The sequence below is a fragment of the Nonomuraea insulae genome (assembly GCF_042656245.1).
The window spans coordinates 95,389-115,987 of the sequence record NZ_JBHSPA010000003.1 but is presented as its reverse complement, the minus strand read 5'-3'; the positions used below and the strand labels follow the sequence as shown (position 1 = coordinate 115,987).

At 71.0% G+C, this 20,599-nt stretch carries 20 protein-coding genes; 13 read left to right on the top strand and 7 right to left on the bottom strand.

Going from position 1 to position 20,599, the window contains the following annotated elements; all coding sequences use genetic code 11:
- Nucleotides 1-113 precede the first annotated feature (113 nt).
- On the bottom strand, nucleotides 114-1,013 hold the full coding sequence (locus ACFPZ3_RS01010; RefSeq protein ID WP_379511977.1) for a M23 family metallopeptidase: 900 nt from the start codon (nucleotides 1,011-1,013) through the stop codon (nucleotides 114-116).
- A gap of 189 nt (nucleotides 1,014-1,202) precedes the next feature.
- On the opposite strand from ACFPZ3_RS01010, the gene ACFPZ3_RS01005 reads away from it, so the two are divergent.
- From ACFPZ3_RS01005 to ACFPZ3_RS00995, 3 genes are read left to right on the top strand one after another with little or no spacing between them, the layout of a single operon-like run.
- A complete protein-coding gene (locus ACFPZ3_RS01005) occupies nucleotides 1,203-1,712 on the top strand; it encodes a PadR family transcriptional regulator (RefSeq protein ID WP_379511976.1) in 510 nt (169 codons plus the stop codon).
- The gene (locus tag ACFPZ3_RS01000; protein WP_379511975.1) at nucleotides 1,709-2,401 is read left to right on the top strand and encodes an ABC transporter ATP-binding protein; all 693 of its coding nucleotides are present in this window, start codon (nucleotides 1,709-1,711) and stop codon (nucleotides 2,399-2,401) included. The genes ACFPZ3_RS01005 and ACFPZ3_RS01000 overlap by 4 nt, the downstream gene beginning before the upstream one ends.
- Entirely contained in the window at nucleotides 2,398-4,890 is a 2,493-nt protein-coding gene (locus tag ACFPZ3_RS00995; RefSeq protein WP_379511974.1) for an FtsX-like permease family protein, read from the top strand. Before ACFPZ3_RS01000 ends, ACFPZ3_RS00995 begins: the two co-directional genes overlap by 4 nt.
- A 13-nt stretch (nucleotides 4,891-4,903) precedes the next feature.
- Here the strand turns inward: ACFPZ3_RS00995 and ACFPZ3_RS00990 are convergent, their stop codons facing one another.
- Entirely contained in the window at nucleotides 4,904-5,287 is a 384-nt protein-coding gene (locus tag ACFPZ3_RS00990) for a DUF6223 family protein (protein ID WP_379511973.1), read from the bottom strand.
- 215 nt (nucleotides 5,288-5,502) lie between these two features.
- On the opposite strand from ACFPZ3_RS00990, the gene ACFPZ3_RS00985 reads away from it, so the two are divergent.
- Complete coding sequence (locus ACFPZ3_RS00985) at nucleotides 5,503-6,618, top strand: sensor histidine kinase (protein WP_379511972.1); 1,116 nt, start codon at nucleotides 5,503-5,505, stop codon at nucleotides 6,616-6,618.
- Entirely contained in the window at nucleotides 6,615-7,277 is a 663-nt protein-coding gene (locus ACFPZ3_RS00980; protein ID WP_379511971.1) for a response regulator, read from the top strand. Before ACFPZ3_RS00985 ends, ACFPZ3_RS00980 begins: the two co-directional genes overlap by 4 nt.
- Here the strand turns inward: ACFPZ3_RS00980 and ACFPZ3_RS00975 are convergent.
- Nucleotides 7,241-8,185 (bottom strand): PaaX family transcriptional regulator C-terminal domain-containing protein, encoded by a 945-nt coding sequence (locus ACFPZ3_RS00975; protein ID WP_379511970.1) that lies wholly within the window; start codon nucleotides 8,183-8,185, stop codon nucleotides 7,241-7,243. The genes ACFPZ3_RS00980 and ACFPZ3_RS00975 overlap by 37 nt on opposite strands.
- Nucleotides 8,186-8,220: 35 nt before the next feature.
- On the opposite strand from ACFPZ3_RS00975, the gene ACFPZ3_RS00970 reads away from it, so the two are divergent.
- The 3 genes from ACFPZ3_RS00970 to ACFPZ3_RS00960 all read left to right on the top strand — a co-directional run bounded on the left by ACFPZ3_RS00970 (nucleotide 8,221) and on the right by ACFPZ3_RS00960 (nucleotide 10,385).
- Nucleotides 8,221-8,886, top strand: a complete 666-nt coding sequence (locus ACFPZ3_RS00970; RefSeq protein WP_379511969.1) for a VC0807 family protein — start codon at nucleotides 8,221-8,223, stop codon at nucleotides 8,884-8,886.
- Nucleotides 8,887-8,938: 52 nt separating this feature from the next.
- A complete protein-coding gene (locus ACFPZ3_RS00965) occupies nucleotides 8,939-9,775 on the top strand; it encodes a phosphotransferase (protein ID WP_379511968.1) in 837 nt (278 codons plus the stop codon).
- Nucleotides 9,776-9,854: 79 nt separating this feature from the next.
- The gene (locus ACFPZ3_RS00960) at nucleotides 9,855-10,385 is read left to right on the top strand and encodes an SDR family oxidoreductase (RefSeq protein WP_379511967.1); all 531 of its coding nucleotides are present in this window, start codon (nucleotides 9,855-9,857) and stop codon (nucleotides 10,383-10,385) included.
- Nucleotides 10,386-10,418: 33 nt separating this feature from the next.
- On the opposite strand, the gene ACFPZ3_RS00955 is transcribed toward ACFPZ3_RS00960, so the two are convergent.
- Both ACFPZ3_RS00955 and ACFPZ3_RS00950 read right to left on the bottom strand, forming a co-directional pair.
- Nucleotides 10,419-11,024 carry a dihydrofolate reductase family protein gene (locus ACFPZ3_RS00955; RefSeq protein ID WP_379511966.1) on the bottom strand — a complete coding sequence of 202 codons (606 nt, stop codon included), beginning with the start codon at nucleotides 11,022-11,024 and terminating at the stop codon, nucleotides 10,419-10,421.
- A gap of 65 nt (nucleotides 11,025-11,089) precedes the next feature.
- The gene (locus tag ACFPZ3_RS00950; protein WP_379511965.1) at nucleotides 11,090-12,145 is read right to left on the bottom strand and encodes a class I SAM-dependent methyltransferase; all 1,056 of its coding nucleotides are present in this window, start codon (nucleotides 12,143-12,145) and stop codon (nucleotides 11,090-11,092) included.
- Nucleotides 12,146-12,293: 148 nt separating this feature from the next.
- Here ACFPZ3_RS00950 and ACFPZ3_RS00945 point away from each other — a divergent pair, with 148 nt between their 5' ends.
- Both ACFPZ3_RS00945 and ACFPZ3_RS00940 read left to right on the top strand, forming a co-directional pair.
- Nucleotides 12,294-15,299: a GH92 family glycosyl hydrolase gene (locus tag ACFPZ3_RS00945; protein ID WP_379511964.1), complete on the top strand. Its 3,006-nt coding sequence runs from the start codon at nucleotides 12,294-12,296 to the stop codon at nucleotides 15,297-15,299.
- A gap of 46 nt (nucleotides 15,300-15,345) precedes the next feature.
- Nucleotides 15,346-15,858: a DinB family protein gene (locus ACFPZ3_RS00940; RefSeq protein ID WP_379511963.1), complete on the top strand. Its 513-nt coding sequence runs from the start codon at nucleotides 15,346-15,348 to the stop codon at nucleotides 15,856-15,858.
- Here the strand turns inward: ACFPZ3_RS00940 and ACFPZ3_RS00935 are convergent.
- Entirely contained in the window at nucleotides 15,852-16,289 is a 438-nt protein-coding gene (locus tag ACFPZ3_RS00935) for a GNAT family N-acetyltransferase (protein WP_379511962.1), read from the bottom strand. The genes ACFPZ3_RS00940 and ACFPZ3_RS00935 overlap by 7 nt on opposite strands.
- A 15-nt stretch (nucleotides 16,290-16,304) precedes the next feature.
- Nucleotides 16,305-17,417 carry an ROK family protein gene (locus ACFPZ3_RS00930; RefSeq protein ID WP_379511961.1) on the bottom strand — a complete coding sequence of 371 codons (1,113 nt, stop codon included), beginning with the start codon at nucleotides 17,415-17,417 and terminating at the stop codon, nucleotides 16,305-16,307.
- Nucleotides 17,418-17,507: 90 nt separating this feature from the next.
- On the opposite strand from ACFPZ3_RS00930, the gene xylA reads away from it, so the two are divergent.
- Genes xylA through ACFPZ3_RS00915 form a run of 3 tightly spaced genes read left to right on the top strand, consistent with a single transcriptional unit; the run spans nucleotide 17,508 to nucleotide 20,499 of the window.
- Nucleotides 17,508-18,659 carry a xylose isomerase gene (gene xylA / locus ACFPZ3_RS00925; RefSeq protein ID WP_379511960.1) on the top strand — a complete coding sequence of 384 codons (1,152 nt, stop codon included), beginning with the start codon at nucleotides 17,508-17,510 and terminating at the stop codon, nucleotides 18,657-18,659.
- The gene (locus ACFPZ3_RS00920; RefSeq protein WP_379511959.1) at nucleotides 18,656-19,399 is read left to right on the top strand and encodes a sugar phosphate isomerase/epimerase family protein; all 744 of its coding nucleotides are present in this window, start codon (nucleotides 18,656-18,658) and stop codon (nucleotides 19,397-19,399) included. The genes xylA and ACFPZ3_RS00920 overlap by 4 nt, the downstream gene beginning before the upstream one ends.
- Nucleotides 19,396-20,499 (top strand): Gfo/Idh/MocA family protein, encoded by a 1,104-nt coding sequence (locus ACFPZ3_RS00915; RefSeq protein WP_379511958.1) that lies wholly within the window; start codon nucleotides 19,396-19,398, stop codon nucleotides 20,497-20,499. The genes ACFPZ3_RS00920 and ACFPZ3_RS00915 overlap by 4 nt, the downstream gene beginning before the upstream one ends.
- The last annotated feature ends 100 nt before the right edge of the window (nucleotides 20,500-20,599 follow it).

The window sequence follows — 20,599 nt, the reverse complement described above, 5'->3', positions numbered from 1 at the left end:
GCAGCTCCGCCACGCCACCGGCGCGCTCCAGGAGAACCTGGAACGCGCCGACGCCACGATCGACCGGGTACGAGCCCTGCTGCGCCGTTGACCCGATCAGCTGGGCCACGCTCTTAGTCGCAGTGTTCGAACCCGCTGGTGTAGGTGCTGCTGCCGATCGAGCCACCCCACTTGACACACTGTCCGGCCGCGTCGCGCCTGACAGGCCCGGCGTAGTACTGGTAGCTGCCCGAGTCGGTGGCCCTGCTCTCCCCTTGCGGCTCCAGGAAGGCCGACATCGCGGAGGCCGTGCTGAGGTTCGTCGTCTTCAGCGTCGCGACGCAGTTGTCGCCGTTACCCGCGTTGTACAGCAGGTAGGTACGACCACCGGTGAGAGCGGCCGAGTCGATGACCGCGTAACCGCTGCCGCAAACCTCCTCGGCGGTGTGGGGGTTGCCGCCGCCGCACCCGTTGGTGCTCGTGATGGCCTTCTTCTGGCCCAGCGACACGGTCGTGCCCTCCACGGTCGGGCTGGTGTCCATCCCACCGCCGGAGGTCCGCTGTTCGTAGTGCAGGTGGGGAGCATCGGAGCCGCCCGTCGAGCCGACGGTCCCGATCTGGGTGCCCTGGCTGACGCTCATGGAGCTGCCGGCCCCTTTGACCTGGGTCGCGAGGTGGGCGTAGCGGGTGCGGGTCCCGTCACTGTGACGGATCTCCACCCACTTGCCGTAGCTGGTGCTACCCGCGTCGTAGAAGTACGCGGTGCCGGCAGCGGTGGCGCGAACGGTTTCCCCGTTGATGACATCGCTTCCATAGTTCTGCCAGTCGATGGAGCCCGATGGGTTGTGGGCGGGGGTGCCCGTCCAGTTGTTGGCGTAGAAGGTCTTTCCGCAGTTGAACGGGCTCTTGTGCGAAACGGCCAGGACGCTGACATCCTGCGCCGACGCGGCCTGGGGTATCAGGGTCGCCGCGAAGGCGGCTGACAGAGCAACGATGGCAACTTTGAGGGTCTTCGGCCTGCTGTTCTCGGGCATGCTCACCTCTCTGAACAGGTGGTTATCCGGCGTCCAGATGACTCCTGCGGAAGCAGACGGTAGTCGAGGGCCCGCATATCGCCCGCATAGAACTCGCATAGGCCGGAGACGGCCTTCAGCTCGCCAAAACCCCCCCGAATACGGCGAATCCCTTGAGGCGGGCATACTGAGTATGCATACTTAGTATTCATGTCGATCAGGCACGGGCTGCTGGCCCTGCTCAGCAGGGGGCCCAGGCATGGCTACCAACTGCGGGTGGAGTTCGAGGCGTCCACCGGGGCGACCTGGCCGCTCAACATCGGCCAGGTCTATACGACGCTGTCCCGGTTGGAGCGCGACGGCCTGGTCGCGCCGGAGGAGTCGGATGAGCAGGGCCGGGTCGTCTACACGATCACCGAGGCCGGGCGGGCGGAGATGGTGCGATGGTTCGGCACCCCCGTCATCCACTCCGACCGGCCGCGGGACGAGCTGGTCATCAAGCTGGCCATGGCTGTCGCCGCCAAGCAGGTGGACGTCACCGCGGTCATCCACCGGCAGCGTACGGCGACCATGCGCACTCTCCAGCAGCTCACCAAGGCCAAGCGAGCCGCCACGGAGGGTGCGGCCCAGCGGCTCGTGATCGATTCCATGATCTTCCAGGCCGAGGCCGAGCAACGGTGGCTGGACCACTGTGAGGCTGTTCTCAAGGAGGAAAGATGACGGTCGTACGGCTGGCTGAGGTGGCCAGGGTCCACGGAGAAGGGGCGACGGCCGTACACGCTCTGAAGGGTGTGAGCCTTGAGGTCGACGCGGGGGAGCTGGTCGCGGTCATGGGCCCGTCAGGGTCCGGCAAGTCGACCCTGCTCAACCTCGCGGGCGGGCTCGATCGGCCCACGTCGGGGACGGTGCACGTCGGCGAGCAGGACCTGGCCGGCCTGCGTGACCTCGCGGCGCTGCGGCGCCGCAGCGTCGGCTACGTCTTCCAGGACCTCAACCTGATCACGTCGCTGACGGCGGCGGAGAACGTGATGTTGCCGCGTGAGCTCGACGGCGTGCGCTCACGTCCGGCCCGGGAGGAGGCGATGGCCGTGCTGGCGGAGATCGATGTGGCGGACCTGGCCGACCGCTTCCCCGAGGAGTTGTCCGGTGGACAGCGCCAGCGGGTGGCGATCGCCCGCGCCCTGGTCGGCACCCGATCCCTGCTGCTGGCCGACGAGCCGACCGGGGCGCTCGACACGCGTACCGGCGATGAGATCCTGCAGTTGCTGCGCGCTCGTTGTGACGCGGGCGCGGCGGTTCTGCTGGTCACCCATGAGCCGCGCTACGCCGCCTGGGCCGATCGTGTGGTGTTCCTCCGCGACGGGATGATCGCGGACACCACGGACACGCCGCTGGTGAGCGCCCGATGAGCGCCCTACGGGTCGCGCTGCGCCTCGCCCGCAGGAACGCGTGGCGTTCCCGGGGACGAAGCGTGCTCATCATGGTGATGATCGGCTTACCCGTCCTGGTGATCACGGGGGTCTTCACCCTCACCGAGACCATGAGCGTGTCTCCGCGGGAGGGGCTGGTGACCGAGCTCGGCACGGCCGACGCCCGCCTCCTCCAGACGCCTGAGGGCACGGTGCTCCAGCAGGAGCCGAACGGGACGAGCTGGAACACAGGCGGACCGGCCGCTCCGAAGCTCGGCACCGCCGAGGTGGCGGCCCTGCTCGGACCGGGCGCCAGGGTGATCCCCTTCAGCACCGGCGAGATCCGGCTGGGCGGCGAACGGGTCGACCTGATGGAGACCGATCTGCGCGATCCCCTCACCAGGGGAATGTTGACGTTGAGCGAGGGCAGGCTTCCCGCCGGCCGCGAGGTCGCGGTGACACCCGCGCTCGGCCTGCGGCCCGGCGACCTCCTACGGCTGCCCGGCGCGGCGCCGCTGACAGTGGTGGGCGTGGTCGAGCACCCGTTCCAGCCCTCGCTTCGCGAGGTCGTCGGTCTGGATCTGCCGCTGACGCCCCCGGACGACTTCGTGTCTCCGACCATGTACGGCACCGGCTGGCTCGCCGACACCGCGAAGCCCGTGTCCTGGAGCGTGATACCCACCCTGAACAGGGCCGGCCTGTATGTCACCTCCCACGCCACGATCCTGACCTCGCCGCGCGCCGTGATTCGTCTCGCCTCCATGGGCGTCCAGGAAACGGTCGGGCTCGGCGCCATGGTGATCATGGTGGTGCTGGAGACCGTGTTGCTGGCCGGGCCCGCCTTCGCGGTCGGGCTCAAGAGACGGCGCAGGGAACTGGCCGAGATCGCGGCGCAGGGCGGCTCGGCCGGGCATCTGCGGACGATCGTGCTGACCGACGGACTGGTCCTCGGCGGCGCCGCCACCCTCGTGGCGACGGTGCTGGGCATCGGGGCAGGAACGCTGGGCGCCCAGGTCGTGACGCGCTGGGGAGGGCAGGTCGGCCCTGCGGAGGTGCCGTGGGGGCCGGTTCTGGGCGTCGCCGCGCTGGGCCTGATCGCCGGGATCGTGGCGGCGCTGGTGCCTGCCGTACAGGCGGCTCGGCAGGACACCGCGACCGTGCTGGCCGGCCGCGCGCCCGCGACGGCCGATCGGCCCGGATGGCCGCTGGCGGGGGCCGTGCTGGTGCTGGCGGGGCTGGGGGCGACCGTGGTGGCGCGGCGCCAGTCGGGCTCGGCGTGGGTGTGGGCCGCCGCGGTGCTGGTCATGATCGGGCTGGTGGTGCTGACGCCATGGCTGGTCCGCTTCACGGGACGGGTGGCCACGCGGTTGCGGCTTCCGCTGCGGGTATCCGTCCGCGACGCGGTCCGCCACCGATCCCGTACGGCGAGCGCCGTGGCGGCCGTCATGGCGGTCACGGCCACGGTCGTCGCGATGGGCATCGGCGCCCAGAGCGAATACATGGACCGGCGCAACGCCTACACCTCGGCGCGCCCGACCGGCATGCTGGCGATCTGGGGCGGCACCATGGCCGACGCGACCTGGAACAAGCTGCGCGCCGTAGCGGCCCGCCAACTGCCGGGCGTGCCGCTGGCCGCCGGCTACCAAGCGAGGGACGCCCAGGACCACCGCTACGCGTTGCGGTACACGGTGCGGTGGAACGGCGCACGCACGCGTCGCACGGCGGCCATCGGCGACCGGGCCCTGCTCAGTCTCCTGCAAGGGCGCGACGACCCGCGGGCGGCCGCGGCGCTGGCGAGCGGTAAGGCCGTGGTGTTCGACGCGTCCGCGGTCCGGGACGGCAAGCTGACGCTGCGGGCGAGCTCCACGTCCGGCCCCGCGCGCAAGCTCGAAGTGCCCGCGGTGGCGGCCACGCCGGCCGACGAGCACCAGGGCGGCGCCCTGCTGCCGCGGGCCCTGGTCGAGCAGGCCGGCTTCACGGCGGCGGAGCGCCAGCTCTACGCCATGTACCGGCCGCCGGCCGATTCCACGCTGTGGCGCGATCTCGGCAAGGTGACCTCCCGCGTCACCTTCGCCACCGAGGAGGGCTATCGCAACACGCCCGACCCCGGCCTGTGGGGCTGGCTCGGCGGCGCTCTTGTCCTCGTCGTCGGCGGCACGCTGACCGCCACCCGCCTGGCAGCCGCCGACATGCGGCCAGAACGGGCGACGATGCTGGCCATCGGCGCCCCGCCGGGGACGTTGCGGATGGTCGTGGCCGGCCAGGCCCTCTACATCTCCGGGCTCGGCGCGCTGGTGGGGCTGGTCGCGGGAACGGTGACGGGCGTGGCCCTGAGCCGGCCGATGACGACGTACGGCGACGGGGATCCCGCGACGATCGCCATACCGTGGCCGTTCCTCATCGCCGTGGTGGTGGGGCTGCCCGTTCTGGCGACCGTGGCGGCGCTGATCACCCGGACCAGACTGCCCCTCGTACGCCGGCTCGTGTGAAACGGAGCCACGGCTACCGGGGAGGGGCGGTTGCCCCTCCCCCACGTGGGGATTCCTGGGGCGAGCGGGCCAGCGCCAGCCCGCCGAGGAGCATGGCGATCAGTCCCACCGCCAGGGCCACGAAGCCACCGACTATTCCGTAGCCGGTGCCGGGACCGCCCTCGGCGGCGGCCACGACCAGCCCGCCGATGACCGCGCCGGCCACCCCCAGCAGCACCGCCGCCAAGGACCGCGGACGACCGGCGGAACGGGCCAGTGCCAGCCCGCCGATGACCGCGCCGGCCAGCCCCAGCAGCGCCGCCACCACGGACCACAGACGACCGGCGGTCAAGGTGGAGGCGCTGACGGGGTCCGGCTGGCTCAGGACGTACGCGGCAAGCAGGTGACGGACGGACATGAGCTGCTCCTTCTCCTACGACTGGACATGGCCTCATCGTGTCCGCCGAACCCGCCGCCGGTCGTCCAGCGAACGCGGTCACTTCGCGCTGCCGCCGACGCCGCAGCCGGCTACCGCGGAGGCCGCATCCGCCGCGGAAGTACCGCGTTCGCGGTAGCCGGCCGCTCATCCGCGCGCAGGAGCCGCCCCCGCGGACATCGGGCTAAGGTGCGCGCATGAGGACAGGACGGTCCACTGTCATGGACTCGGCGATCGCCGTCGGCGTGGCGGCCACCCTGCTGGTCACCGGGCTGTCAGGGCAGGGCTCCGCCACAGCCCCCGACCTGCTCGGCTACGCGCTGCTGACCGGCGGCGGCCTGATGCTGGCCGCGCGGCGCCGGGCTCCGGTCGTCGTCCTGGCCGTCACCGGGCTGTGCACGGTGGGTTACCAGGCGGCCGGTTTCGACGTGCCCGCCGTCGCGTACCTGTTCGCCGTGTACGCCGCCGTACGGGCGGGGCACCGCGCCATCACGGTGGCGGCGAGCGTGACCATGCTGGTTCTTCTCCCCCTCGCGGCCCTGGCCTCGGGACTGCACGACACGGGGGAGGCGTTCGCGCAGGCCCGGGGTGCCCTTGAGCTGGCCTGGCTGATCGCCGCCGGCGCGGCGGGTGAGGCGTTGCGGCAGGCCGAGCGGCGGGCGGAGGAGGCCGAGCGCACCCGGGAGGAGATCGCGCGGCGTCGCGCGGATGAGGAGCGGCTGCACATCGCGCGGGAGTTGCACGATTCGCTCACCCACCAGATCTCGATCATCAAGGTGCAGGCCGAGGTGGCCGTCCACGTGGCCCGCAAGCGTGGCGAACAGGTGCCGGAGTCCCTGCTCGCGATCCAGGCGGCAGGACGTGAGGCGACCCGGGAACTGCGCGCGACCCTGCAGGCGCTGCGCGATGACGACACGACCCCGCCGCGCGGGCTCGACCACGTCGCGGAGCTGGTGGAACGGGCTCGTACCATCGGCCTGGACGCGACGCTGACGATCGAAGGGCAACGCGACGACGTGCCGGCCGCGGTGAGCAGGACCGTCTACCGGATCGTTCAGGAGTCGCTCACCAACATCGCCCGCCATGCCGCCGCCGCTACCGCGTCGGTCCGGATCGACTGTCGTCCCGACGCCCTCAACGTACGCATCGATGACGACGGCAGGGCCACAACGGACACCGTCCCGGTGCCCGGCGTCGGGCTGCTCGGGATGCGCGAACGCGTGACCGCCCTCGGCGGCCGGCTGCGCGCGGAGCCGCGCGGCGAGGGGGGCTTCACCGTCCAGGCCGAACTCCCCATGGACAGGACAGCATGATCCGCGTCCTGCTGGTCGACGACCAGCCGCTCCTGCGCAGCGGATTCCGCGCGCTCCTCGACCTCGAAGACGACATCGAGGTGGTGGCCGAGGCCGGCGACGGGCTGGAGGGCCTGGCTCTGGCCAGACGACATCTGCCCGACATCGCTCTCATCGACATCCAGATGCCGATCGTCGACGGTATCGAGGCGACCCGGCGCATCGCCGCGGACCCGGCCCTGGCCGGGGTGCACGTCGTCATCCTGACCAACTACGGCTTCGACGAATACGTCTTCAACGCGCTGCGCGCCGGCGCGGCCGGCTTCCTGGTCAAGGACATCGTGCCCGAAGACTTCCTGCACGCCGTACGCGTGGCCGCACGCGGCGACGCGCTGCTCGCCCCGTCGATCACCCGCAAGCTCATCCACAGGTACGTCACCCAGCCGCTCAACACCGGCACCGGCACCGGACTGAAGGAGCTGACCAACCGCGAACGCGAGGCCGTCGCCCTGGTCGCGCGCGGCCTGTCCAACGACCAGATCGCGGACCACATGGTGATCAGCCCGCTGACCGCGAAAACCCACATCAACCGGGCCATGGTCAAGCTCCACGCCCGCGACCGCGCCCAACTCGTGATCCTCGCCTACGAATCCGGCCTGGTAACCCCGCGCAGCCCTTGAGGAGACTGCTCGGCCGTGTGAGCGGCCAGCACGTCCTGCGCGTAGGTTCTCGCCGCGGGTCCGAAGTGTGCGTACGTCTCCTGGATCGCCGTCAGCAGGTCCGGCAGGGGCCAATCCTTCGGCAGGAGTTCTGCCGGGAGCGCGGGCGGGGTGCGGAGGGTGTCGACCAGCGCGCCGCCGAACAGCCGGGCGTACGACGCCAGCGCCTCGGCGCCGGGCGGCGGCGGGATCGGCTGATCGCGGATCGCGGTACGCAGCCGGGTGGCGTGTGAGCGGTAACGGCGGTCCAGTTCGTCCAGCCCCCAGGCCCGGTGCGCGACGTCGGCGGCGTCGGCGAGGTTCAGCGTGACGCGGCCGTGGTAGACCGTCCCCGCCCGGGACGCCGAGCCGAATTCGGCCGCCCCCGCGTGAGGTGCCGAGCCGGGCTCCGCCGGGGGTGCGGAGCCGAGTTCGGCCGTCAGGCGCTCGCGCAGGTCCGTGACGGAGATGAGCACGCCGGGCTGCATGAGCCCGTAGCCGGCCAGCGTGGCCGCGCGGCGCAGCAGGTCGCGGTAGGCGCGCTGCGACTCGGGGACCGTGTAGAAGATCGCGTGGAAGGAGCCGTCCCAGGCGGGCGGCGCGGGCCTGCTGTAGCGGATCTGGCGGAACGACTGCAGGAAGAAGCCCGCCAGCCGGTAGTCGGCTCCTCTGCCGCGCGAGGTGGCCTCCATCTGCCCGTCGCGCCGCATCCTGGCGATCAGGGACCGCGCCGCCGCCGGGGTCGAGCCGAGGTCGGTGAGCAGTCGTACCAGCACCACGCCGGGCAGTTCCTCGCGGTCGGCGACCCCGAACAGGAGCGGCACCAGCGCGACTCCCGGCCCGCGCGACACGTTTACCCCGGCACCGCTTCCTGTTACTGTTTCTTTCACGATCGTGAGAATACTCGACACACGAAGAGGCTGTGATGGGGTCAGGCAAGGGCAAGGCGATGTTGTTGAACTGGGGGCCCACGGTCCTGCTCGGCATCGTGGCGCCGTTCGTCACCTATGGGATCCTCACCGACCACGGCGTGAGCGAGGTGAACGCGCTCCTGATCAGCGGCGTGTGGCCGGCCGCCGAGACGGGCCTGTATTTCGCGCTCAAGCGCCGCGTGGACGAGTTCGGCGTGATGATCCTCGTGTTGCTGCTGCTCGGCGCGCTCAGCATGGTGGCCTACAACTCGACGCGGCTGCTGTTCATCAAGGATTCGGCGATCACCGGAGTGCTCGGGCTGGCGTTCCTCGGCAGTCTGGCGTTGCCGCGGCCGTTGATGTTCCACCTGGGGCGCAAATTCGGCACTGACGGCACGCCCGCCGGGCTGGCGCGGTGGAACGGGATGTGGGAGCTTCCCGGGTTCCGCCGGGCCCAGTATCGGCTGACCGTGGTGTGGGGAGCCGGGTTCCTGCTGGAGGCCGCCGTCCGCGTCGTGCTCGCCTTCCTGCTGCCGACCGCCACCATGGTCCTGCTCAACAGCGTCCTTCCCCTCGTGGTGGTGGCGGCGCTGGTCACGTACACGATGTCGGTCGGCAGGCGCGGGCGGGCCCGCATGGCGGCGGCCCAGGCCGGGACGGCGGACCAGGGCGTCGCCTGAGAGTCACTTCGTCCAGCCGGAATCTCGCGGCGACGTGGACGTTGGCGAAGACATGACCACACGCTCCCCCGTCACCGACGAACTGCTGGAGATCGCCGAAGCCCTGCTCCCCGGCCACTCCCTGGACACGGCCCGGATCACGGCGGGCAATCTCCACCACGTCGTCCTCCTTCCTGGAACCGCGGCCGTACGGGTGACCAAGCATTCGTCGTCGGCCGAGGAGATGCCGCGCCGTATGGAGGTGCTGCGGGAACTGGCCACGGCGGGGCTGCCCTTCGCGGTGCCTGAGCCGCTCACACCGGTGACCAGGTTCGGCGAGCGCGCGGCGGCCGCCGTCTCCTGGATCGACGGTGAGGCCTGGCCCGAGGGGCAGGGCGACCCCGGCCAGACCGGGAGGCTGCTGCGTGCCGTACGGGAGGTCACCGTCACGCCACGCCTCAGGCGGTTGCTCAACGCGCCGAGGGAGCAGGGCTGGGCCGACGTCCTGGCCGAGGAGGTCGTCCCGCACCTGCCGGACAGGTGGCGGGAGGAGTGCCGCGGGCGTCTGGAGGAGGCGAGGACCCTGGAGGCCGTACCGGATGCGCTGGTCCACGGCGACCTGGGCGCCGACAACGTGCACTGGGGCCGGGACGGCCGGCTGGTCGGGGTTCTGGACTGGGACCAGGCCCATCTGTTCGACCCCGCCGTCGACGCGGCCCTGATGGCCTGGCACGGCTGGGACACCGTCAGGAAGGCCGTGGACCCCGAGACCTACCGGCGCGCCCGCGTCTACGACGCCCCGTTCGGCGTCGGGCATCTCGTCGGGGTCCTCGACGGCCGTCCGCTGGTGAACGTCGACAAATTCGTGGCCAGCATCGTCGCCTGGCTGGAGGAGAACGCCCAGCGGTGACGAGCTTACCTTTGGGTATGTACTTTCCTATCGAATGCCCAGTACCTAAGGTAAGCACCGCGGGACCAGGAGGCATGCCATGGAGAAGATCGCGCTCATCACCGGCGCGGGGCGCGGAATCGGCGCCGCGACGGCCCAGGAGCTCGGCCGTCGCGGCTTCCACGTGATCGTCAACTATCGTGCCGACGAGCCGGCGGCCGCCTCGGTGGTCAGGCGGATCGAGGCCGCCGGGGGCGTGGCGCGGGCCGTACAGGCCGACGTCTGCGACCCGGGCCAGGTGGCGGCGCTCGTCGAGGGTTGCGCGCGGGTGGACGCGCACGCGACCGCGAAGGCCGCGCTCAACGCCTTCGCCCAGCATGTCGCCGCCGAGGCCGGCGCCTGGGGGATCGCCGTGAACACCGTGGCGCCCGCCGCCGTTCGCACAGAAGGCAGTGCCACGATGCTGACCCCGGAGGTGGAGGAGGCGCTGGGGCGGCGCTCGGTCCTCGGCCGGATGCTCGATCCGCAGGACGTCGCCGCGGTGGTGGGCTCGATCCTCGACGGCGGCTTCGACGCCGTGGCCGGGGTCAAGATCCCGGTGGACGCCGGCCAGCGGGTCCTGTCCGGCTGATCCGCGCCCTTCGGCGTGGCCCGGCGGAGCTCGCTAGGACAGGTGTGTCTTGACGTCGTCGTAGCCGGTCTCGGCGGCCTGGTCGGCGGGGGCGTAGAAGAGGTTCAGGACGCCGGTCTCGAAGGTCTGCGAGGAGAGCAGCTTCAGGGGGATCGGGGTCTCGTCCTCATCGAACAGGCGCATGCCCTTGCGTACGGCGATCGGGTGCACCATCAGGTGCAGTTCGTCCAGTAGGCCGGCCGCCAGCAGTTGGCGGACGATGGAGACCGAGCCGCTCATGGCGATGGGGCCGTCGCCGGGCTCGTTCTTCAGGGCGGTCACCGCCTCGACGAGGTCGCCCGAGAGCAGCTCCGAGTTCCGCCAGGTGAACTCGAGCGGCTGGTTCGACGCGACGATCTTCCTGGCGTCGCCGAGGAGCTTGGCGAAGGGGGCGTCCTCCCCGCCGCCCGCCTCGCGCTCCGGCCAGGCGCCGGCGAAGCTGTCGTAGGTCTTGCGGCCGAGCAGGATCGTGTCCACCGTGCCGAGGGTGGCGCCGACGGCCGCTCCCATCTCCTCGTTGTAGTAGGGGAAGTGCCACTGGTCGGGCGCCTCGACGACACCGTCGAGCGAGATGAACAGCTCCGCGATGATCTTCCGCATGCTGGGACCTCCGAAACACGTCGTGGGGTCACATCAGACCACAGGGAGCGGACAATCTGCGGAGCTCAGGGACGGACTTCGTACACGATGTTGAAGGGGTTCTCGGCGACCCGGCGGAAGCGGGTGAACCCGGCCTCCATGGCCACCGTGCGGATCCTGCCCTCCCCGGCCTGGGCGCCGAGTGCGTACCCGCCGGGCTGGGACAGGGCGCTCGGCAGGCACAGGAACGTCGAGAACGAGTAGAACGCCCGCCCGACCGGGTTGAGGTTGTCGCTCACGCTCTCGCCCGCGTTCGGCTCGACCACCATCCAGGTGCCGTCGGGGGTGAGGGAGCCGAGGACGTGGCGGGCGGCGGCCAGGGGGTCGCCCATGTCGTGCACGCAGTCGAACGAGGTGACCAGGTCGTACGGCCCGCCGGGGAACCCCTGGGCGGAGGCCACCCCGAACGAGACGCGGTCAGCCACCCCGGCCCTGATCGCTCCCGACCTGGCCTTCTCGACCGATCCCTCGTGATAGTCGGAGCCGGCGAACGTGGCCTTGGGGTAGGCGCGCGCCATGAGCACCGTGGAGGCGCCGTGCCCGCAGCCCACGTCGGCGACCCGGGCTCCGGCGCGCAGCTTGGCCTCCACGCCGTCCAGCGCGGGCAGCCAGGTGCTGATCAGGTTGGCCGCGTACCCGGGGCGGAAGAAGCGCTCGCAGCCGCTGAACACCTCGGCGTCGTGCTCGTGCCAGCCGATCCCCTCACCGGTGCGGAACGCCTCCTCGACCCGCGGCCCGGCCCGCAGCGCCCCGATGGCCATCTCGAACCCGCCGGGCAGGAACATCGGCCCGTCCGGGTTCGTGAGCGCGAACGCCTGCTCCTCGGTCAGCCAGTAGGAGCCGTTGTCGGGGTCGTAGCAGACGTATCCCCCCGCGGCCTGGCCGTTGAGCCACTCCTCCACGTACCGGGGGAAGGTGCCGGTGCGTTCCGCCAGCTCGTGCGGCAGCAGCGGTTTGTCCGCCAGCGCGCGGTAGAAGCCGAGCCGGTCACCCACCAGGACGTTGCCCGCCGCGATCGTGGCACCGAGGTCGCTGACGAAGAGATGCAGGAAGTCCATGAGCTTGTCCTGGTCGATGGCCATGACGAGTCCCTTCTCGGAGTGTGGCCGGTCATGGCGAGGGTCGCTCAGCACATTGCACATTCGTTGCAAATCGTGTCTTATCAGGCGCGACGTCCGCTCTTACGGGAACGTTCATGGTCCGGTTAATGTGGAGCAGTGTGATCACGAGGTGTTCAATCCCCGTTCGTGGCTCGCCGCCGCGATAGCCGGCTCGCTCCTCGCGACCGGCATCGCCGTGCCCGCGACCGCAGCAACCCCCCTCACCAGCCCCGCGAAGGTCACCGACCCAGCAGGCCACGTCGATCCGCTGATCGGTTCGGCGGGCGGCGGCAACACCTACCCCGGTGCCGTCCTGCCGTTCGGCATGATCTCGTGGAGCCCCACCAACACCTCCGGCGACCAGACCAACGCCGCCGGCGCCAACGGATACTCCTACAACGCGCCACGGACGCGCGGCTTCGCGCTGACGCACGTCAACGGCGCCGGCTGCCACCCGGGAGCCGCGGGAGACGTCCCGATCATGCCCTTCGCCGGCGAGGTCACCTCCTCGCCGACCGCGGACACCACCGACGCGGTGTACGCGAGCACCTTCACGCATGAGAACGAGAGCGTCCAGCCCGGCCGGTACACCGTCACCCTCGACTCCGGCGTCAAGACCGACCTGTCGGTCACGACCCGAGCGGCCGTGGGCGAGTTCACCTTCCAGAAAGGCTCGGCGGCCAACCTGCTGTTCCGCGTCTCCAACTCGCTCAACGGCAGCGAGGACGCCGAGATCACCATCGACCCGGCCAAGCGCACGGTCACCGGCTCCGTCCTGACCGGCGCGTTCTGCGGCCGCCGCGCCAACGGCGGCGTGAACAACCGCAAGACCTACTACCGCCTGCACTTCGCCGCCACCTTCGACCACGCCTTCTCCGGCACCGGCACGTGGGTCGACGGCGAACTGCGCAAGGGCACGACCACGGCGAGCGGCGGCGAGGGCTACGCCACCGGCGCCGACCGCGCCGGCAAGGGCTCCGGCGGGTACGTCAGCTTCGACACCACCTTCGACGCCGACGTGCGCATGAAGGTCGGCATCTCCTACACCAGCCTCGACGCCGCCAGGCAGAACCTCGCCAAGGAGGTCTCGAACCGCGACGACGTCGCCTCGGTGGCCGCCAGGGCCCGCCGCGTCTGGAACGACGAACTGCGCTCGGTCGAGGTCGCCGGCGGCTCGGACGACCTGCTCACGACGTTCTACACGGCGATGTACCACTCCTACCTCCAGCCCAACGTCACCAGCGACGTCGCGGGCACCTACCTGGGCAGCGACCAGAAGGTGCACAGGCTGGCCAAGGGGCAGCGGGCCCAGTACGGCAACTTCTCCGGCTGGGACCAGTACCGGGCCCACACCCAGCTCCTCGCCCTGCTCGAACCCCAGGTCGCCGGCGACTACGCCCAGTCGTTGTACAACCTGGCGCAGCAGAACGGCGGCGTCTGGGACCGCTGGGTGCACGTCAACGGCCCCACCCACGTCATGACCGGCGACCCGTCGGCCCCCGCGCTGGCCGGCTTCTACTCGCTCGGGGTGCGGAACTTCGACGTGCGCGGCGCCTTCGACTCCCTCTACAAGCAGGCGACCGTGCCGCACGAGTCCGGTCTGTCCGACAAGGGCTGCCCGGGCCAGTGCGAGGGCCAGCGCCCGAACCTGGCCGAGTACCTGCGCCTCCACTACGCCCCCCAGGACACCTGCCACTGCTGGGGCGGCGCCGCCGAGACTCTTGAGGACGCCACGGCCGACTTCGCGCTCGCGGACTGGGCCGGGCGGATCGGCCGTGCCAAGGAGCACGACACGCTGATGCCGCGGGCGAGCTGGTGGCGCAGCACCTTCAACCCGTCCGCCGGCGCGGAGGGCGGCTACCAGCAGGCCCGCAAGGCCGACGGGAGCTGGTCGTGGCCGTTCTCGACGACCTCGGACGCCGGTTTCGCCCAGGGCACCAGCGCGACGTACACGTGGATGGTCCAGCACGACGTGTCAGGCGTGGCCGCCGCCATGGGCGGTGCCGAGCAGGCGGCCAAGCGGCTCGACACGTTCTTCCACCGCGCCGACGGCTCGTGGGCGACCGGCGGCGACGGCTTCCGCTACGACCCGACCAACGAGCCGGGCATCCACGTCCCGTGGCTCTACAACGCGCTCGGGCAGCCGTGGAAGACCCAGGAGACGGTACGCGCGATGGCCTCCCTGGTCTACAAGACCGGCCCCAGCGGCCTGCCCGGCAACGACGACCTCGGCACCATGTCCGCCTGGTACGTCTTCGCCGCCCTCGGCATGTACCCGCAGACGCCCAGCCGCGCCGAGATGTTGCTGTCCAGCCCCATGTTCCAGAAGGCGTGGATCAAGCGCGGCAACGGCCGGACGATCACGGTGACGGCCCCGCGGGCCGCCCCCGACGCGATCTACGTCCAGGACGTCAAGGTCGACGGCAGGGCGTACACCCGCTCCTGGCTCCCGGAGTCCCTGCTCAACCGGGGTGGCGAGGTCACCGTCACCGTGGGCGCGACCGCGAACAAGGCGTGGGCCACGGCCAAGGCCGACCTGCCCGTCGATCACGTACCGGATGCACAGACCCCGATCCCCAACCTTCCTGAGGCGTGCGAGCCGATCAGTGAGTCCTGCGCCCAGAGACTCCAGTACGACGTGGACGGCGTGGCCACGACGGACGCCAAGGCCCAGGGCAACCTCGACGGCAAGGGCTGGAGCTTCCCCGCCGAGCAACTCCCGGCCCCCGGGGCGGACAACGGCTTCCTGATCCCCGACACGAAGGGCACGGCAGGCAACTTCCACAGCCTGAGGGGCCAGCGCACCTACCTCACCAAGGGCCGCTACCAGGCGCTCGACCTGCTGGCCACGGCGGTCAACGGCGACCAGCAGACCGAGCTGACGATCACCTACGCGGACGGCACGACCTCCACCGCCCCGCTCAAGGTGACCGACTGGGCGAGCACGTCGGCCCACTTCGGCGAGCAGGCGGCGCTCACGGCCGACACCCGCTACAACGTCAACGGCACGGCCGACGGCCGCAAGGTGACTATCTGGCGCCTGTCCGTACCGGTCGACCCGGCCCGCGAGGCGGTCTCGTTCACCAGCACCGCGGTGCCCAACCTGAAGGTCCTCGCCCTCAACGGCAGGGCGTAGAAAACCTCGTGCGGCGCCGGCGCGGCGTGAACTAGCGTCGGCGCCCATGAGCATCCCTCGGGTACGCCCTCCCTCCGTCGCCGACGAACGCACCCAGCTCGTCGGCTGGCTCGACCTGCAACGCTCGATCGTCCTGTGGAAGTGCGAAGGACTGTCGGAGCAGGACGCGCACCGCCCCGTCCTGCCCACCTCGCCGCTCATGACGGTGGCGGGCCTGCTCTCCCACATGCGCTGGACCGAGCACTGCTGGTTCGAGGTGCTGTTCCTGGGCGGCGACTCCGCCGTCAACCCGCAGTTCGACGAGTCGGCGGAGAACGCCGACATGCGGGTGGAGGGCGTCCCACTGGCCCGGCTGCTCGACGAGTTCGAGCGCCAGTGCCAGGTCTCCAACGAGATCGTCGCCGCGCACTCCTTCGACGACCTGGGCAAGCACTCCCTCTTCGAGAACCCGCCCACGCTGCGCTGGGTCCTGCTCCACATGCTCGAGGAGACCGCCAGGCACGCCGGCCAGCTCGACACGGTCAGGGAGTTGCTCGACGGCGAGAAGGGCTACTACTGAGCCAGTTCCTTCTGGTAGCAGCGGACCAGCGGCGCGTCCACGTACTTGCCGTACGACTCGGTCAGCGTGTAGGCGCACTTCTCGTACAACGCGATGGCCTCGGGCTGCCGCAGGCCGGTCGCCAGGCGCAGCCGCCGGTAGCCCAGGTCGCGGGCCAGGTCCTCCAGGGCGGACAACAACGACCTGGCGACGCCGCGCCCCCGGTGGTCGGGCAGCACGTACATCCGCTTCAGCTCGCCGGTGCCGTCGTCCACGTGCTGGACGGCGCCGCACCCGACGGCCAGGCCGTCCACGGAGGCCACCAGGAACCTGGCGCCGTCCTTCACCTGCGAGCGCCCTTCGAGCCCGTAACGGACGACCAGCTCCGCGAACGCCGCGTCCAGCAACGCCGCGAGCTCGAGATCACCCGGGTCCCGCTCTTCAACCAACATGTCGAGAATTGTCGCTCACAGCCCGAGGAGTTGAGCGGGCTCGGCGATGATCTGCTGGATGATCGACCCGGCCGCCCCCAGGACGGCCGCGTCCGCGCCGGTCGCCGAGACCACGAGGGCCGGAGGCGTGCCGCGCATCTGGCCCAGCCTGGCCCCGAGGCCCTCCGACACCGGTCCCTCCAGCCACCGGTACAGCGGCGCGAAGATCCCGCCGAGCACGATCCTGCCCGGGTCCAGCAGGTGCACGGCCGAGGTGAGCGCCACCCCGAGCGCGTGCCCGGCCCGCTCGCACGCCTCCAGCGCCCGGGGGTCGCCTGATTCCAGCCGCCCCACCAGCTCACCCACCGAGGCCAGCTCTCCGAGCAGGGCGTCCTGCCCCGCGTACACCTCCAGGCAGCCCCGCCCGCCGCAGCGGCACGTGGGCCCGTCCGGCACGACGACGACGTGCCCCAGCTCCCCCGCCAGCCCGAACGTGCCCCTGAACACCGTGCCCTCGACCACCACACCGGCGCCGATGCCGATCTCCCCGGACACGTAGAGGAAGTCGGTCTCCCTGGACCCGAACCACAACTCGCCGAGCGCCGCCAGGTTGGCCTCGTTGTCGATCGTGAAGGGCAGGTCCACCAGGTCGGCCACGCGCACGTCCCGCCAGCCGAGATGCGGCGCGCTGCGCACCACCCCGCCCTCCACCGTGCCAGGCACGGCCAGCGCCGCCCCGATGACGCGCAGCCCGTCGGCCTCCGCCTCGGCCGTGATCTCCTTCACCAGGTTCCGCACCCCGGAAAGGATCCGCGCGGGGTCGGAGTTGCGGTTGTCGGCGGGCCGCGTCCGCCGCAGCCGGACGGCACGGGTCAGATCGACGACACACGCCGCCAGATAGTCGATGTTGATCTCCAGCCCCAGCGCGGCCACCCGATGCCCGCTCAGGCTCACCGCCACACCGGGCCGCCCCCGCTCCCCGCCCCGCACGGCCCCGCTCTCGGTCACCACACCGGCCTCCAGGAGGTCGGAGACCAGGCTGGACACGGTGGTCTTGGTGAGCCCGGTCCGCTCCGCGAGCGCGGCGCGGGTGTGAGGTCCTGACCGGTGAATGGTCGCCAGCACTACGGCCAGGTTACGGGCGCGCATGGAATCATGCCGAACCCCTCTTGACGACACGGCACTCACCTCCTCAGGATTATGTACAGATTATGGACTAATCCAAGCCAAGGACAACAAATGACCGCATTCACTCCCACCCCCGACGACCGCTTCACCTTCGGCCTGTGGACCGTGGGCTGGCAGGCCCGCGACCCCTTCGGCGACGCCTCCAGGCCGGCGCTCGACCCCGTGGAGAGCGTGCACCGCCTGTCCGAGCTGGGCGCGCACGGCGTCACCTTCCACGACGACGACCTGCTCGCCGTCGAGCCCGACCGCGACAAGGCCATCGCCGCCTTCAGGAAGGCCCTGGACGAGACCGGCATGAAGGTCCCCATGGCCACCACGAACCTGTTCACCCACCCGGTGTTCAAGGACGGCGCCTTCACCAGCAACGACCGCGACGTCCGCCGCTACGCGCTGCGCAAGGTCATGCGCAACCTCGACCTGGCCGCCTCGCTGGGTGCGAAGACCTACGTCTGCTGGGGTGGGCGCGAGGGCGCCGAGTCCGACGCCGCCAAGGACGTCAAGGCCGCGCTCGACCGCTACAAGGAGGGCCTGGACCTCCTGTCCCAGTACGTCATCGACAAGGGCTACGACATCCGCTTCGCCCTTGAGCCCAAGCCGAACGAGCCACGCGGCGACATCCTCCTGCCCACGATCGGCCACGCCCTGGCGCTGATCAACGAGCTGGAGCACCCTGAGATGGTGGGCCTCAACCCGGAGGTCGGCCACGAGCAGATGGCCGGGCTCAACTTCGTGCACGGCATCGCCCAGGCGCTGTGGCACGGCAAGTTGTTCCACATCGACCTCAACGGCCAGCACGGGCCCAAGTACGACCAGGACCTGATCTTCGGCCACGGCGACCTGAAGAGCGCGTTCTTCCTGGTGGACCTGCTGGAGAACGGCGGCTACGACGGCCCCCGCCACTTCGACTACAAGCCCCTGCGCACCGAGGACCCCGAGGACGTGTGGGTGTCGGCGGCGGCGAACATGCGCACCTACCTGATCCTGAAGGAGAAGTCGCGCGCCTTCCGCGCCGACCCCGAGGTCCAGCAGGCCCTGAGCGCCTCGCGCGTGGACGAGCTCGCCCAGTCCACCCTGGCCGCCGGCGAGACCTGGCAGGACCTGGCCAAGGACGACTTCGACCCCGAGGCGGCGGCCGCCCGCGGCTTCCACTTCACCCACCTCAACCAGCTCGCGCTCGAGCACCTCATGGGGGTACGCGGATGACCCGACCGATCAGTGTCCAGCTCTACACCGTCAGAGAACCGCTGGCCGCCGACCGCGACACCGTGCTGAGGCGGATCGCCGAGATCGGGTACCGGGCCGTCGAGCCCTTCGACCCCATGGCCGACCCCAAGGGCTTCCGCGAGGTGGCCGACGGTCTGGGGCTGAGCGTGTCGGGCACGCACGCCTACGCGCTGCTCGACCGGGAGCCCGCGGAGGTCTTCGACGCGATCGCCACGATCGGGACCGACAAGGTCATCCTCCCTGCCGGCATCGCGCACGAGGAGTTCACCACGCGCGACGGCCTCCAGCGGGCCGCCGACCTGCTGAACGGCCTGTCGGAGCAGGCCGCGCGGCACGGGATGCGGATCGGCTACCACAACCACTGGTGGGAGCTCGAGCCGCGGGTGGAGGGCAGGCACGCCATCGAGGTGCTGGCCGACCTGCTCGCCCCCGAGGTCTTCCTGGAGATCGACACCTACTGGGCGGCCGTGGGCGGCGCCGACGTGCCCGCCCTGCTCGGCCGCCTGTCGGACCGGATCGAGGCGCTGCACGTCAAGGACGGCCCCGGGGTCAAGGGCGAGCCGCACACCGCGGTGGGCACCGGCGTCATGCCCGTGCCCGAGATCCTCGCCGCCGCCCCCGGCGCCTGGCGCGTCGTCGAGCTCGACGAGTGCGCCACCGACATCTTCACGGCCCTCGCGGACAGCCACGCCTACCTCACCTCCTTGGAGAGCTCTTGAGCAACGGCCCGGTCGGCGTCGCACTCGTCGGCGCCGGAGTGATCAGCGGCCAGTACCTACGCAACCTCACCTCCTTCCCCGACGTGCGCGTGCTCGCCGTCGCGGACATCGACACCGGCAGGGCCGCCACGGTGGCCGCGGAGCACGACGTGCCGGTGTCCGGCACCCTCGGAGACGTGCTCGCGCTGCCCGAGGTCGAGATCGTCGTCAACCTCACGGTCCCGTCCGCGCACGCGGCCGTCGCGCTGGAGTGCCTGCGCGCCGGCAAGCACGTGTACGGGGAGAAGCCCCTGGCCATGAACCTGGACGAGTCCGCCAAGGTCATGGCCGAGGCGGCCGGCCGGGAACTGCGGGTGGGCGGCGCCCCGGACACCTTCCTGGGCGCCGGTCTGCAGTCCGCCCTGCACGCCCTGCGCTCCGGCCTCATCGGCAAGCCGGTCGCGGTCACGGCCGCCACGCAGAGCCTCGGGCCGGAGTCCTGGCACCCCAACCCGGAGTTCTTCTACCAGCCGGGCGGCGGCCCGCTGTTCGACCTGGGCCCCTACTACCTGACCGCGCTGGTGTCCCTGCTCGGGCCCGCCGCCCGGGTGGCGGCCGGCACGCGCAAGGCCCGTGACCAGCGCGCCGTCGGCTCGGGACCCAAGGCGGGCACCCTGTTCCCCGTGGACGTGCCGACCCACGTCAACGCCCTGCTGGACTTCCCCGGCACGGCGACGGCGACGGCCACGTTCAGCTTCGACTCGGCGATCAACCGTCGCATGATCGAGATCATCGGCAGCGAGGGCGCCCTGTCGCTGCCGGATCCGAACACGTTCGAGGGCCCGCTGCTGGCCCGCGGCCCGAACGACGCGGACTGGCGGGAGCTGCCTCTGTCCGGGACGACGGCGGGACGCGGCATCGGGGTCCTGGACATGGCCAGGTCGATCAGGGCGGGCACACCGCACCGCGCCTCCGGCGACCTGGCCGGCCACGTGCTGGAGCTCATGACGGCCATCGCGGAGTCGGGCGAGCGGGCGGAGTTCCGCCCCATCGCCTCCACCCTGGCCACGCCGGAACCGCTCCCGGCCGGCTGGGACCCGTACGCCGCCACTCTGTCCTGACGGCCGGGCGGTGGGAACACCGCCCGGTCAAGGGAATGTAATCCCAGGCAGACCCCGGTATTGTTACTTTGTGTAATTATCTGGTAACAACACTCTCCAG